Origin of the sequence: Streptomyces sp. NPDC088747 (genome assembly GCF_044751025.1) — a bacterium.
Lineage (GTDB): Bacteria > Actinomycetota > Actinomycetes > Streptomycetales > Streptomycetaceae > Streptomyces.
In genome coordinates this window covers 330,910-345,235 of record NZ_JBIVKZ010000003.1, presented here as the reverse complement: position 1 = coordinate 345,235, position 14,326 = coordinate 330,910, and the positions used below count along the sequence as shown (strand labels likewise).

At 68.0% G+C, this 14,326-nt stretch carries 12 protein-coding genes; 8 read left to right on the top strand and 4 right to left on the bottom strand.

Annotated features, from left to right (window positions below):
• Positions 1-26 precede the first annotated feature (26 nt).
• From ACIP79_RS09925 to ACIP79_RS09915, 3 genes are all read right to left on the bottom strand, one after another.
• Entirely contained in the window at positions 27-1,007 is a 981-nt protein-coding gene (locus ACIP79_RS09925) for an ABC transporter permease (protein WP_401221624.1), read from the bottom strand.
• A 102-nt stretch (positions 1,008-1,109) separates the two neighbouring features.
• Positions 1,110-2,864: an ABC transporter substrate-binding protein gene (locus ACIP79_RS09920; RefSeq protein ID WP_401221622.1), complete on the bottom strand. Its 1,755-nt coding sequence runs from the start codon at positions 2,862-2,864 to the stop codon at positions 1,110-1,112.
• A gap of 99 nt (positions 2,865-2,963) precedes the next feature.
• Complete coding sequence (locus ACIP79_RS09915; RefSeq protein WP_401221619.1) at positions 2,964-3,998, bottom strand: ABC transporter permease; 1,035 nt, start codon at positions 3,996-3,998, stop codon at positions 2,964-2,966.
• 524 nt (positions 3,999-4,522) lie between these two features.
• Here ACIP79_RS09915 and ACIP79_RS09910 point away from each other — a divergent pair.
• The 5 genes from ACIP79_RS09910 to ACIP79_RS09890 all read left to right on the top strand — a co-directional run bounded on the left by ACIP79_RS09910 (position 4,523) and on the right by ACIP79_RS09890 (position 10,209).
• Positions 4,523-6,157 (top strand): ABC transporter substrate-binding protein, encoded by a 1,635-nt coding sequence (locus tag ACIP79_RS09910; RefSeq protein WP_401221616.1) that lies wholly within the window; start codon positions 4,523-4,525, stop codon positions 6,155-6,157.
• A 61-nt stretch (positions 6,158-6,218) separates the two neighbouring features.
• Positions 6,219-7,142 carry an ABC transporter permease gene (locus tag ACIP79_RS09905; RefSeq protein ID WP_401221613.1) on the top strand — a complete coding sequence of 308 codons (924 nt, stop codon included), beginning with the start codon at positions 6,219-6,221 and terminating at the stop codon, positions 7,140-7,142.
• Positions 7,143-7,164: 22 nt separating this feature from the next.
• On the top strand, positions 7,165-8,148 hold the full coding sequence (locus ACIP79_RS09900; protein ID WP_383680307.1) for an ABC transporter permease: 984 nt from the start codon (positions 7,165-7,167) through the stop codon (positions 8,146-8,148).
• A 5-nt stretch (positions 8,149-8,153) separates the two neighbouring features.
• Positions 8,154-9,140 (top strand): ABC transporter ATP-binding protein, encoded by a 987-nt coding sequence (locus tag ACIP79_RS09895; protein ID WP_401221610.1) that lies wholly within the window; start codon positions 8,154-8,156, stop codon positions 9,138-9,140.
• A complete protein-coding gene (locus ACIP79_RS09890) occupies positions 9,121-10,209 on the top strand; it encodes an ABC transporter ATP-binding protein (protein WP_401221607.1) in 1,089 nt (362 codons plus the stop codon). Before ACIP79_RS09895 ends, ACIP79_RS09890 begins: the two co-directional genes overlap by 20 nt.
• A 148-nt stretch (positions 10,210-10,357) precedes the next feature.
• On the opposite strand, the gene ACIP79_RS09885 is transcribed toward ACIP79_RS09890, so the two are convergent.
• Entirely contained in the window at positions 10,358-12,475 is a 2,118-nt protein-coding gene (locus ACIP79_RS09885) for a prolyl oligopeptidase family serine peptidase (RefSeq protein ID WP_401221605.1), read from the bottom strand.
• Positions 12,476-12,663: 188 nt separating this feature from the next.
• On the opposite strand from ACIP79_RS09885, the gene ACIP79_RS09880 reads away from it, so the two are divergent.
• The 3 genes from ACIP79_RS09880 (at position 12,664) to ACIP79_RS09870 (ending at position 14,248) form a co-directional block, all read left to right on the top strand.
• A complete protein-coding gene (locus ACIP79_RS09880) occupies positions 12,664-12,858 on the top strand; it encodes a hypothetical protein (RefSeq protein WP_365435437.1) in 195 nt (64 codons plus the stop codon).
• A 65-nt stretch (positions 12,859-12,923) separates the two neighbouring features.
• Positions 12,924-13,829, top strand: a complete 906-nt coding sequence (mshB, locus tag ACIP79_RS09875; protein ID WP_401221603.1) for an N-acetyl-1-D-myo-inositol-2-amino-2-deoxy-alpha-D-glucopyranoside deacetylase — start codon at positions 12,924-12,926, stop codon at positions 13,827-13,829.
• Positions 13,829-14,248 carry a DUF6113 family protein gene (locus tag ACIP79_RS09870; protein WP_401221600.1) on the top strand — a complete coding sequence of 140 codons (420 nt, stop codon included), beginning with the start codon at positions 13,829-13,831 and terminating at the stop codon, positions 14,246-14,248. Before mshB ends, ACIP79_RS09870 begins: the two co-directional genes overlap by 1 nt.
• Positions 14,249-14,326: the final 78 nt, after the last annotated feature.

Below are 14,326 nucleotides of genomic sequence, written 5' to 3'. Positions count from 1 at the left end.
AGCTGTCGGGGGCGGGGTGCCCGGGGTCAGGCGAGCCGGATCCGCGGGTCGATGAGGGCGTAGACGGCGTCGACGATGATGTTGAAGAACACGATCGCGCCGGCCGACAGGATGGTGACGCCGAGCAGCATGGGCAGGTCGCTCTTGTTCACGGAGTCCACCGCGAGGCGGCCGATGCCCTGCATGCTGAAGACCGACTCCGTGATGATCGCGCCGCCGATCAGGGTGCCGAGGTCGATGCCGAAGACCGTGACGATGGGACCCATCGCACCGCGCCAGGCGAACCGGAAGAAGACGTTCGCACGGGACAGGCCCTTGGCGCGGGCGGTGCGGACGTAGTCCTCGCTGAGCTGTTCGACGAGCTGGGAGCGGGTCATACGGGTGTAGTTGGCGGTGAAGATGATCGCCAGGGTCAGCCAGGGCAGCAGGAGCCCGGAGAACCAGGCGGCCGGATCCTGGGTGAGGGGCGTGTACGAGGGCTGCGAGAACAGGCCCAGCTTCGAGACCAGGAAGAACATCGCGACGTAGCCGACGAAGTAGATCTGCAGCGAGGAGCCGAACAGCGAGGCCGAGCTGGCGAACTTGTCCAGGAACTTGCCCTGCTTGAGGGCGGCGACCATACCCGCGCCGACACCGAAGACCAGGAACACGACGGCCGCACCGAAGGCGAGCGAGAGGGTCGTCGGAAGCCGGTCCAGGATCGTGCCGAGGACGGGCTCGCGGTTGGCGAAGGAGTAGCCGAGGCAGGGGGCGTTGCAGTTCCCGAAGCTGGCGTAGTCACGTCCGACGAAGACACCCTTGAGCCAGTCCCAGTACTGCACCGGGATCGGGTGGTCGATGCCCAGGTTCTTCCGGATCTGCGCGAGCATGTCGGGCGTGCAGTTCTTGCCGCAGGACATCATCGCCGGGTCACGCGGGATGGCGTAGAAGAGGCCGAAGGTGATGGCACTGATGATCAGCAGAATGACCAGTGCGCCGAGGACTCGGCGGATGAGGAAGCGGGGCATGGGGGCGTGACTTTCCGGACGGGGCGCCGTCGCCGGGGGCGTGGAGGGGAGAGGGCCGGAGGGGGCGGCCGGGCGAACGGCCGCCCCCAGGGGTCGTACGGCTTAGCTCATCGCGTACAGCTTGCACAGCGCGATGCAGGTGTTGCCGCTGTCGTAGACGACGTTTCCGACCTTGGAACCGTGCATCCAGTTGCGGATCTTGTGGTAGTCCGGGACGACCGGCGCCAGTTCCATGATCTGGCGGTCGATGGCACCCCAGGCCTTGTTCGCCGCGGCGGTGTCCGTGATCTTGGCCGCCGCGTCGATGGCCCTGTTGACGCTCGGGTCGTTCAGCTGGGCGTAGTTGCTGCGGCCGTCGCCGATGTTCTTGCCGCTCCAGCAGGGGTAGAAGACCGAGTAGCCGTTCGGCCAGTCCGGGCTCCAGCCGGCGCCGAACAGGTCGAAGTCATTGTCGATCTTGCCGATCTGCGTGTAGAAGGTCGACTTGTCCACTTGCTTGTTGACGACCGTGAAGCCGGCCGCCTCCAGCGCGTTCTTGACCGCGACGGCCACCTTCACCTGGGTGTCCGAGGACTGGTAGGCGATGACCAGCTTCTGGCCCTCCTTGCCGGCCTCCTTCAACAGGGCCTTGGCCTTGGCCGGGTCGCCACCGGGCTTCTTCTTGACGCCGTAGAGGTCGAACTGCTCGTAACCCGGGGTCACCGGAGCGAGGATGGTGGTGGCGATCTCGCTGGTGGAGGCGCCGCCCTGGATCGTCTGGATCTGCTGGTGCGGCCAAGCATGGTTGATCGCCTGGCGGACCTTGACGTCCTTGATGCGGGTCATGTTGATCGGCCAGTAGTAGGTGACCGTGTCGACCTGCGTGAGGACGCGCTTCTTGAGCGTGGCGTTCGTGAGGACCTGGGCGATGCGCTCCGGGGCGACCTCGTTGAAGATCGACATCGCGTACTGGTCGTTGCCCGAGTCCGCGATGTAGCGGTCGGTCGAGGCCACAAGCTCGAAGCCGAACTGGAAGACGAACTTGTCCGGGTAGTTGTTGCGGATCGCATCGGTCGACGGGTCCCAGTGCTCGTTGCGCACATAGGTCAGTGACTTGCCGACGCTGCGGCTGCCGATCTTGTACGGGCCGGAGGAGAACGGACGCTTGTCGTAGTCCTCCTTGGTGTCGTTCTTCTTGTTCACCAGTCCGTAGCCCGGCATGGCGAGCGTGAAGTTGAAGTCGCCGCGCGCCTCGGTCAGGCGGAAGGTGACGGTCTTGCCGTCGATCTCGATGGAGTCGAGAGACTTGCCGTCGTAGGGCCCGGTGTACTTGTCACCGCCGACCAGCCACTGCTGGACGTAGCGGGGACCCTCGGTGACGAAGGTGGCGAAGAGGCGCTCGAAGGTGTGGCGGACGTCGTCCAGGGAGATGTCCGAGCCGTCCTCCCACTTGACGCCGTCCTTCAGCGTGAAGGACCAGGTCTTGCCGCCGTCCTTCATGGTGCCGGCGTCGGTGGCGAGGTCGCCGACCAGCGTCGCACCGCCCTTGTCGTCGATCTTGTAGCCGGTGAGGCCGCGCAGGATCGGCCGTGTGATGGCGCCCTCGGTGGAGACGTAGATCTGCGCCGGGTCCAGGTGGTCCATGTCGAACTGGTCGAGCGAGTAGATCGTCCCGCCCTTGACCGCTCCCGTGACCTCCGGCGCCGGGCCGGTCGAGTCGGCCTTGGTGCCGACCGGGATCTCCTGGGTCTTCGAGCCGCTGACCGAGGGGACCTTGCTGGCCGACTTGGTGTCGCTGCCGCCGCACGCGGTCAGCACCGACGCCGAGGCCGCGACCACACCGGTGGCTATCAGGAAGTTTCTACGGGAGAAAGACATGGGTGAAACCTGCCTTATGAGGACGTTCGGAACGGATGGGCCGGCCGCCTGAAATGACCGGGTGGAACGGGGTGGCTGCCGCCTGGACTTACGGGGTGGCTACCGCTTGGACTTCGGGTCGAGCGCATCGCGCACCGAGTCGCCGAGCAGGTTGAAGGCGAGGACGAAGATCACCATGGACACGCCCGGAAAGAGCATGAAGGTGAGGTCCTCGGTGTAGAACTGGGCGCCGCGCTGGATCATGACGCCCCAGTCCGGGGTCGGGTCGATGATGCCGACGCCGAGGAAGGACAGCCCGGCCTCCGCGGTCACGTAGGCGGGGAGCATCAACGTGGACTGGATGAGGATCGGCGTCCACAGGTTGGGCAGCAGCTCCTTGAACACGATGCGCCGTGGCGACGCGCCGGTGACCTTGGCCGCCTCGATGTACTCCCGCTCGCGCAGACCGAGTACCTGGCCGCGCAGCAGTCGGGCGATGGAGGCCCAGCCGAACGAGGAGAGGACCAGGATCAGGGCGGCGGCCCGCAAAGAGGTGGGGATGTTGTCGTCGGGGGCGACGAACAGCCCGTACACGACCGGCATGAAGGCGATGAAGAACAGCGTCGACGGGAACGACAGCACGATGTCGATGATCCGGCCGACGAGATAGTCGGTCTTGCCGCCCAGATAGCCCGCGGTGGTACCGACGACCACGCCGACGACGGTGGTCAGCAGGGTGGCGGCCACGGCGAGGCCCAGCGAGGTCCGGATGCCGTACAGCAGGTAGGTGAAGACGTCCCGCCCCAGCTGCGGTTCGATCCCGAACCAGAACTCCGAGCTCATCCCGCCGTTCGCCCCCGCCGGGTAGGCGAAGGCGTCCAGGAGCTCGGGCCGCTGGCTGGCGTACGTGGTGTACGGGTTCTTGCCGTACAGCTTCGCTATCAGCGGGGCGCATATCGCGATCACGAAGAAGAAGATCACGATGTAGGCCGAAATGACGCCCGTGCGGTCACGCTTGAACCGCTTCCAGGCGAGTCGTCCCGGAGAGCGACTCTCGGAGCCCTTTGGGGTGGAAGACGGCGTCGATGCCGCAGGCTCGACGCTCTCGTCGATCACCTCGAGCGGGGCGGCCGCGGAAGGAGGAGGGAGGGTCATGGTGCTCCGTGCCCGAAGGGGTCAGGGCTCCGCAGGTCGTTCCCTACGGGCTACGCCGGACTTTTTCAACGCAATTCATGCAAGGTCAATAAAATCTGGCCCGCCTTGGGTTTGTCTTTACCTTCTTTGCTTCTGCTTGACTCCGACGTAACTACGCGTGTAGCGCACTGTGGCCGATCCGTGTCCGGAAACGGACCAACTTCCCCAATCGGGCAAGGCGTTCGATATGCGGACGCGGGAGTCGCGGAATGCGTACATCTGGTGCACGCAATCCAACGGTTCCGCATCGAAGGATGAAGATCCGTTGCGCCCACCGTCCGGAGCCTCCGCGTCCGGTCCGTGGTCAAGTGGAGCGTCTGGTTCCGGAGTGCCCGCATCCGGGTGGCATCGCCACTCGGAAGGGTGGCCCGAATGTGCGACTTGCCCTTTATCGGAAGATATTGAGCGCTAAAGGCACAGCGCACCGGAGCCCAGAGCGAACGCCCCGGCGCCGGCGGCACAGCGCACTCTTGAGGAGGCACTCCATGCGTGGAGCCACGCACGCCAAATGGGCCGCATGCGCGGCGGCGGTAGCCCTCGCGGCGACCGCCTGCGGGGGCGGAGGGAGTGACAGCGGCGGCGGCGACGGCACCGGGGTCGTGAGTTCCTCCTGGGGCGACCCGCAGAACCCGCTGGAGCCTGCCAACACCAACGAGGTGCAGGGCGGCAAGGTCCTCGACATGGTCTTCCGGGGGCTCAAGCGGTACAACGCCAAGACCGGCGCCGCCGAGGACATGCTCGCCGAGAAGATCGAGACCTCGGACTCGCAGAACTTCACGATCACGATCAAGGACGGCTGGAAGTTCAGCAACGGCGAGGCGGTCACCGCCCAGTCCTTCGTCGACGCGTGGAACTACGGGGCCAGCCTCAAGAACAACCAGAAGAACGCGTACTTCTTCGGGTACATCGACGGGTACGACAAGACCCACCCGGAGGACGGCAGCAAGCAGAGCGCCGACACCCTGTCCGGGCTGAAGGTCACCGGCACCGACACCTTCACCGTCAAGCTCAACCAGAAGTTCTCGACGTTCCCCGACACCCTGGGCTACGCCGCCTTCTCGCCGCTGCCCAAGGCGTTCTTCGACGACCACGCGGCCTGGGTGAAGAAGCCGGTGGGCAACGGGCCCTACACCATCGACTCGTACACCAAGGGCTCGCAGATGTCCCTGCGCAAGTGGGACGGCTACTCCGGCGAGGACAAGGCGGAGAACGGCGGCGTGGACCTCAAGGTCTACACCGACAACAACACCGCCTACACCGACCTCATGGCCGGCAACCTCGACCTCGTCGATGACGTACCCGCCTCCCAGCTCAAGAACGCGCAGAGCGACCTCGGTGACCGGTACATCAATACGCCCGCCGGGATCATCCAGACGCTGGCTTTCCCGTTCTATGACAAGAATTGGGACAAAGCGGGGATGGAGAAGGTCCGCAAGGGCCTGTCCATGGCGATCAACCGCGAGCAGATCACCGACACGATCTTCCAGAAGACCCGCACACCGGCCTCCGACTGGACCTCACCGGTGCTCGGCGAGGACGGCGGCTTCAAGGAGGGCCTGTGCGGTGACGCCTGCGAGTACAACGCGAGCGAGGCCAAGAAGCTGATCCAGGAGGGCGGCGGCCTTCCCGGCGGACAGATCAAGATCTCCTACAACGCGGACACCGGCTCGCACAAGGAGTGGGTCGACGCCGTCTGCAACTCCATCAACAACGCCCTGGGCAACGACAAGGCCTGCGCCGGCAACCCCGTCGGCACCTTCGCCGACTTCCGCGACCAGATCACCTCGGACAAGATGTCGGGCCCCTTCCGGGCCGGCTGGCAGATGGACTACCCGCTGATCCAGAACTTCCTCCAGCCGCTGTACTACACCAACGCCTCGTCCAACGACGGCAAGTGGACGAACAAGGACTTCGACAAGCTCGTCGACCAGGCGAACGCCGAGACCGACCGGGCCAAGGCCGTGGAGCTCTTCCAGCAGGCCGAGGAGGTCCTGCGGGACGACATGGGCGCCATCCCGCTCTGGTACCAGAACGGCAGCGCCGGCTACTCGGACAAGGTCTCCAACGTGGCGCTCAACCAGTTCAGCGTCCCCGTCTACAACGAGATCAAGGTCAACTGAGCCGAGCCGCGGGGAGGGCCGCCGCGGGTGCGACGGCCCTCCCACTACCTCCGGAGTCCTCATGGGACGGTATGTGATCCGGCGCCTGCTGCAGATGATCCCGGTCTTCATCGGCGCCACCCTGCTGATCTTCCTGATGGTCAACGTGATGGGCGATCCCGTCGCGGGCCTGTGCGGGGACCGGGCGTGCGACCCCGCCACGGCAGCCCAGCTGGAGAAGGAGTTCGGCCTCGACAAGCCCGTCTGGCAGCAGTACCTGACCTACATGGGCAACGTCTTCACCGGCGACTTCGGCACCGCCTTCAACGGACAGCCGGTCACCGAGCTGATGTCGACCGCCTTCCCCGTCACCATCCGGCTGACGATCGTCGCGATCCTCTTCGAGATCGTCATCGGCATCGCGCTGGGCGTCGTCACCGGCCTGCGCCGCGGCCGTCCCGTCGACACCGGCGTCCTGCTGTTCACCCTCGTCGTCATCTCGGTGCCCACCTTCGTCACCGGCCTGCTGCTCCAACTGCTGCTCGGCGTCGAGTGGGGCTGGATCAAGCCGTCGGTCTCCTCGGACGCCACCTTCGGCGAACTGATCGTGCCCGGCCTGGTCCTGGCCTCCGTCTCCCTCGCGTACGTGACCCGGCTGACCCGGACCTCCATCGCGGAGAACAAGCGCTCCGACTACGTCCGTACGGCGATCGCCAAGGGCCTGCCGCGGCGCCGGGTGATCACCAAGCACCTGCTGCGGAACTCGCTCATCCCCGTGGTCACCTTCATCGGCACCGACGTCGGCGCCCTGATGGGCGGCGCGATCGTCACCGAGCGGATCTTCAACATCCACGGCGTCGGCTTCCAGCTCTACCAGGGGATTCTCCGCCAGAACACCCAGACCGTCGTCGGCTTCGTGACCGTCCTGGTGCTCGTCTTCCTGGTCGCCAACCTGCTCGTGGACCTGCTGTACGCCGTACTCGACCCGAGGATCCGCTATGCCTGAGCCTGAACCGCCGAAGCCGTGGATGTCCGGCGGTGGCCGTGCCCCGGAGGACGGCGCGATCGCCGCGACGGGCATGGGCGGCGCGATGGACCTCGCCACCAGCGAGGGGGAGACGCTGGAGAAGACTCCGGGCGGCCCCGAGGGCACGGGACCGCAGGAGAAGCCCCGCAGCCTGTGGTCCGACGCCTGGCGCGACCTGCGGCGCAACCCCGTCTTCATCATCTCCGCGCTCGTCATCCTCTTCCTGGTGGTCATCTCGCTCTGGCCCTCACTGATCGCCTCCGGGAACCCGCTCAGCTGCGACCTCGCCAAGGCCCAGGAAGGCTCGCAGCCGGGCCACCCCTTCGGCTTCGACGGCCAGGGCTGTGACGTCTACACCCGGACGGTGTACGGCACCCGCGTCTCGATCGCCGTCGGTGTCTGCGCCACACTCGGCGTCGCGATCCTCGGATCGGTGCTCGGCGGCCTCGCCGGGTTCTTCGGCGGGGTGTGGGACTCGGTCCTGTCGCGGATCACCGACATCTTCTTCGCGATCCCCGTCGTCCTCGGCGGCCTGGTCCTCCTCTCCGTGGTGACCAGCAACACCGTCTGGCCCGTCATCGGATTCATGGTGCTGCTCGGCTGGCCGCAGATCTCCCGCATCGCGCGCGGCTCCGTCATCACCACCAAGCAGAACGACTACGTGCAGGCCGCCCGCGCCCTCGGCGCCTCCAACTCACGGCTCCTGCTGCGGCACATCACGCCGAACGCCGTCGCTCCGGTGATCGTCGTGGCGACCATCGCGCTCGGCACGTACATCGCGCTGGAGGCGACCCTGTCCTACCTCGGCGTCGGCCTGAAGCCCCCCACGGTCTCCTGGGGGATCGACATCTCCTCGGCGTCCGCCTACATCAGGCAGGCCCCGCACATGCTCCTGTGGCCCGCCGGCGCCCTCGCGATCACCGTCCTGGCGTTCATCATGCTCGGCGACGCGGTGCGCGACGCCCTCGACCCGAAGCTGAGGTGACCGCCGTGCTGCTCGAAGTGCGCGACCTGCACGTGGAGTTCAGGACCAGGGACGGGGTCGCCAAGGCCGTCAACGGCGTCACCTACAGCGTCGACAAGGGCGAGACCCTCGCCGTGCTCGGCGAGTCCGGCTCCGGCAAGTCGGTGACCGCGCAGGCCGTCATGGGCATCCTCGACATCCCGCCGGGGAGGATCACCGGCGGCGAGGTCCTCTTCCAGGGCAGGGACCTGCTGAAGCTGAAGGAGGAGGAACGGCGCAAGGTCCGCGGCGCCGAGATGGCGATGATCTTCCAGGACGCGCTGTCCTCCCTCAACCCGGTGCTCTCGGTGGGCGACCAGCTCGGCGAGATGTTCACCGTGCACCGCGGGATGTCCAGGAAGGACGCCAGGGCCAAGGCCGTCGAGCTGATGGACCGGGTACGGATCCCGGCCGCCGCCGAGCGCGTGCGCGACTATCCCCACCAGTTCTCAGGCGGTATGCGCCAGCGCATCATGATCGCCATGGCGCTGGCCCTGGAACCCGCCCTGATCATCGCCGACGAACCGACCACCGCCCTCGACGTCACCGTGCAGGCCCAGGTCATGGACCTGCTCGCGGAGTTGCAGCGCGAACTCCACATGGGGCTCATCCTCATCACCCACGACCTCGGCGTGGTCGCGGACGTCGCCGACAAGATCGCCGTGATGTACGCCGGCCGGATCGTCGAGTCGGCGCCGGTGCACGACATCTACAAGGCCCCCGCACACCCGTACACCAAGGGCCTGTTGGAGTCGATCCCGCGCCTGGACCAGAAGGGCCAGGAGCTCTACGCCATCAAGGGCCTGCCGCCGAACCTGATGCACATCCCGCCGGGCTGCGCCTTCAACCCCCGCTGTCCGATGGCCCAGGACATCTGCCGGACCGAGGTGCCCCCGCTCGCGGAGGTGGACGAGGTCCGCAGGAGCGCCTGCTTCTTCTGGAGGGAGTGCCTCGATGACACAGGCAGCCACTGAGGCGACGACGGCCAAGCCGGCGCCTGAGCCGATCCTGGAGGTCGAAGGGCTCGTCAAGCACTACCCGTTGACCCAGGGCATCCTCTTCAGGAAACAGGTCGGGGCCGTCAGGGCCGTCGACGGCGTCGACTTCCACCTCGGCCGGGGCGAGACCCTCGGCATCGTCGGCGAGTCCGGCTGCGGCAAGTCCACGGTCGCCAAGATGCTGGTCAACCTGGAGAAGCCGACCGCCGGGGTGATCAAGTACAAGGGCGATGACATCACCCGGATGTCCGGCAAGGCCCTCAGAGCCGTACGCCGCAACATCCAGATGGTCTTCCAGGACCCGTACACCTCGCTCAACCCGCGCATGACCGTCGGCGACATCATCGGGGAGCCGTACGAGATCCACCCCGAGGTGGCGCCGAAGGGCGACCGGCGCAAGAGGGTGCAGGACCTGCTGGACGTGGTCGGGCTCAACCCCGAGTACATCAACCGCTATCCGCACCAGTTCTCCGGCGGTCAGCGTCAACGCATCGGTATCGCACGGGGGTTGGCGCTGCGCCCCGAGATCATCGTCGCCGACGAACCGGTCTCCGCGCTCGACGTCTCGGTCCAGGCGCAGGTGATCAACCTGCTCGACCGGCTCCAGAGCGAGTTCGACCTGAGCTACGTCTTCATCGCGCACGACCTCTCCATCGTGCGGCACATCTCCGACCGGGTCGGCGTGATGTACCTCGGGCGGATCGTGGAGACCGGCAGGGACGCCGAGATCTACGACCACCCGACGCATCCCTACACACAGGCCCTGCTCTCCGCGGTGCCCGTCCCCGACCCCGAGGCCCGCGAACACCGCGAGCGGATCATCCTCACCGGGGATGTGCCCTCCCCGGCCAACATCCCCTCGGGGTGCCGTTTCCGCACCCGCTGCTGGAAGGCGCGGGAACGGTGCGCGATGGAGGTGCCGCTGCTCGCGGTGCCCGCGGAGTTCCGGCTCGTGGAGGGTCCGGCCGCGCACGACTCCGCCTGTCACTTCGCGGAGGAGAAGCAGGTGGTGCCGCCGGAGGCCCCTCCGACGGGGGCCGCATAGCCGCACAAACGTGCACCAATCGCGTTTACACGCAGGCAACTCGGTGGAAGCGGTACCGATATACGGACGCGTCAGTCTGACTGACGTACGGCCGTGCGGGTGCCGTAAACGGGCCGGGAGCGCCATGTCTCCCGGCCCGTTGCCGTGCCTACGCCAGCCCCAACGAGCGCTTCAGGAAGTCCACCTGGAGCAGCAGCAGGTTCTCCGCGACCTGTTCCTGCGGGGTCATGTGCGTGACTCCGGACAGGGGCAGCACCTCGTGCGGGCGGCCGGCGGCCAGCAGAGCCGAGGAGAGCCGCAGGGAGTGCGCCACCACCACGTTGTCGTCGGCGAGGCCGTGCACGATCATCAGCGGCCGGTGCGGCTCGGCGGGCGAGGAGAGCCCCTCGTCGGTGACCAGCGAGCTCTTCGCGTACGCCTGCGGGGCCGCCGCCGGATCGCCCAGGTACCGCTCGGTGTAGTGGGTGTCGTACAGCCGCCAGTCCGTTACCGGGGCGCCCGCGATGCCCGCGTGGAACACGTCGGGGCGGCGCAGCACCGCGAGGCCCGCGAGCCAGCCGCCGTAGGACCAGCCGCGGATCGCGACCCGTGACAGGTCCAGCGGAAACGTCTCCGCCAGGCCGTGCAGCGCGTCGATCTGGTCGTCGAGGGAGAGCGTGAAGTCGTCGCGGACCGCCTTCTCCCAGCCGGGGGAGCGGCCGGGCGTGCCCCGCCCGTCCGCCACGACCACCGCGAAACCCTGGTCCGCGAACCACTGCGAGGTGAGGTGCGCGTTGTGCGCCGCCAGCACCCGGGGACCGTGCGGACCGCCGTAGGGATCCATCAGAACCGGCAGGGGAGTGTCACCGCGGTAGTCCCTAGGCATAAGCACGGCGCATGGGATTTTCTGTGCGCCCCCCTGTGTAAGGGTCACGCGCGGGGACAAACCGGGATGTTCGGCGTACGAGGCGATCGTCGCGGCCCGCTTTCCCTCCCGAAGCACCTGCACCTGGGTGCCCGGCTGGTCCAGTACCGCCGAGACGAGCACGGTCACGCCCCCGGCGCGGACCGCCGAGTGCACGCCGGGCTCCTGCGAGAGGCGCTCCAGGCCGAGTTCGTTGACCCGGTACACATGCACTTCGCCGGTCTCGGGCACGGTCGCCGTCTCGCCCGCCGAGGCCGAGACCAGCACCTCGTCGTCCGACACGTCGAGCACCGCCCGTACGTGCAACTGCGGACCTGTGAGCGGGCGTTCACCGAACGCGAGCACCCGCGCGCCGCCCTCGTCGGCGATCCGCACGAGCTGCCCCGCGGGGCTCCAGCAGGGCACGCCAGGGAAAAGATCAAGCCATTGTGGATCTTCGTCCGCGTGCACCATCCGGGTCGTCCCGGTGTCCGGATCCACGGCCAGGAAGAGCTGGCTCCGCTGGTCCCTGGCCTGCACGAGAATGAGCGGCGCTCCGGCCTCTGACCAGTGCACATGTGCCAGATACGGGTACCGGACCCGGTCCCACACGACCTCCGTGCGCACCCCGTCGAGATCGATGACACAGAGGCGGACCTGGGCGTTGGCGCTTCCGGCCACCGGATAGGCGACCTGTTGCGGATCGCGCTCCGGCTGTGCGGGATCGGCGATCCACCAGCGGCGTACGGGCGCGTCGTCGGCGCGGGCGACCAGCAGCCGGTCGCCCTCCGGCGCCCACCAGAAGCCGCGCGAACGCCCCATCTCCTCGGCCGCGATGAACTCGGCCAGCCCGTAGGTGACCGTCTCCGCCTCGGGTCCCGCGAGCTCCCGGTCGTCCTCGCCCTCGGCGCCGACGACCCGCAGGGCGCCCTTGCTGACGTACGCCACGAGCCGTCCGTCGGGGGAGGGGCGCGGGTCGATCACCGGTCCCGGTACGCGCAGTTCACGTGCCGTGCCGGCCCGCAGTTCGGCCGTGAAAAGCCGCCCTGACAAGGCGAAAGAGGCCAGCTCGACCGCGGTGTCGGTGGCGTAGCCGACGATCCCCGCGCCGCCCTCACGGCTGCGTTCGCGGCGCGCCCGTTCGGCCGCCGACAGGTGTTCCGTGCCGCCCCCGAGCAGGGTCTCCGGGTCGGCCGCGACGCGCTCCCCGCCGTCCGCGACGTCGAGTACCCACAGCAGATTCGCCCGGTCCGTGCCGGAACGGGAACGCAGGAACACGACCCGGGAACCGTCGGGGGCCACGGCGAAGGCGCGGGGCGCTCCGAGCGTGAACCGCTGGGTGCGCGCGTGCCGTCGGGGGAAGGAGAGGGGCTCGGTCGTCATGCCCTGACCATATTGGCCATGCGCCCCCTTGTGCGGCAGTGCGCCGATCGATGCGCGCGTACGGATAGTTATGATCACTAGCGCTGTGTGGGTATGAACCCGCTGGCTGCTGTATGGACTTACCGACCCCCCATGTCCGACTCCGTACCGGACCCCCCTGTCCCTGGGATCTTTGGAGGTGAACCGCCGTGGCACTCTCGATTTCGGCGGTGGTGCTGCTGGCGATCATCGTCTTCATCCTGGTGAAGAAGTCAGGACTGAAGGCGCCGCACGCCATCGTGTGTGTCCTGCTCGGGTTCTATCTCGCTTCCTCGACGGTCGCGCCCACGATCAACGAGGTGACCACGAACATCGCGGGCATGATCGGCAGCATCAACTTCTGACCGGCCCCCGGCTCGGGCCCGCGCCCGCCTCAGCGGCGGGCCGGGCGCCTCGTAGGGTGGGTTCCATGACGGAACTGCCCGACCGGCGTCTGCTCCTGGTGCACGCGCACCCGGACGACGAGTCGATCAACAATGGCGCCACCATGGCCAGGTACGCGGCCGAGGGCGCCCACGTGACGCTGGTGACCTGCACCCTCGGCGAGGAGGGCGAGGTCATCCCGTCGGAGCTCGCCCACCTCGCGGCCGACCGGGAGGGCGGGCTCGGCGCGTACCGCGTCGGCGAACTGACCGCCGCCATGAAGGAACTGGGCGTCACCGACCACCGCTTCCTCGGCGGGCCCGGGCGCTACCGCGACTCCGGGATGATGGGCACCGAGCAGAACCGGCGCCCCGGCGCCTTCTGGTCCGCCGATGTCGACGAAGCCGCCGGACACCTCGCCGAGGTGATCCGCGAGGTGCGCCCCCAGGTGCTCGTCACCTACGACCCCGACGGCGGCTACGGACACCCCGACCACATCCAGGCACACCGGGTGGCCGTGCGCGCCGCCGAGCTGGCCGCGCGCGCCGACTTCCGCCCCGGTCCCGGGGAGCCCTGGCCGATCGCCAAGGTCTACTGGAACAGGGTCCCGCGCTCCGTCGCGGAGGAGGCCTTCGACCGTCTCCGCGAGGCCCTCCCACGGCTGCCGTACGCCAAGGCGGCCGTCCTGGACGACGTACCGGGCGTGGTCGACGACCCGGTGATCACCACCGAGGTCGACGGCACGGCGTACGCCGCCGCCAAGGCCGCCGCGATGCGCGCGCACGCCACCCAGATCGAGGTGGCCGAGCCCTGGTTCGTGCTGTCCAACGAGCTCGCTCAGCCGCTGTTCACCACGGAGTACTACGAGTTGGTCCGCGGCGAGCGGCCGGCGTCGCGTGAGACGGACCTGTTCGCGGGGACCGACGGGCAAGAGCGAGAGGCGGGCGTGTGATGAGTACGACAGGACAGCGGGGGAGCGCGATCGCCCAGCCGGTGACCGTGCCCTCGGGCGTACGGATCGCGGTCTATCTGGGACTGTTCGTGCTCGGCGCCGTCGTGGGGGCCGCGGGAGCGCTCGTGCAACCCGGCTGGTTCCCGGGCGGATTGCTGCTCGCGCTGGCGGGCGCCGGCGGGCTCTTCCTCGCCGGAGCGCGCGGAGTCGGCACCAGGGCCGGGGCCGGCGCGCCCGCGGCCGGCTGGATGGTCGCCGTCATCCTGCTCACCGTCTCCCGCCCAGAAGGCGACTTCGTCTTCGGCACCGGATTCGGCTCCTACCTCTTCCTGCTCGGCGGTATGGCCCTGGCTGTGATGTGCGCCACGCTTTGGCAGGGGCGGCAACCCGACGGCCCCGCCGCCCGACTTGGCAAGTGACGTACCACTTCGCCGTATCCGGCAGGTGCGGGTCCCGTGGGGGTTTCCTTCGCCGGCGAGGTTTGCGGGCCGGACATG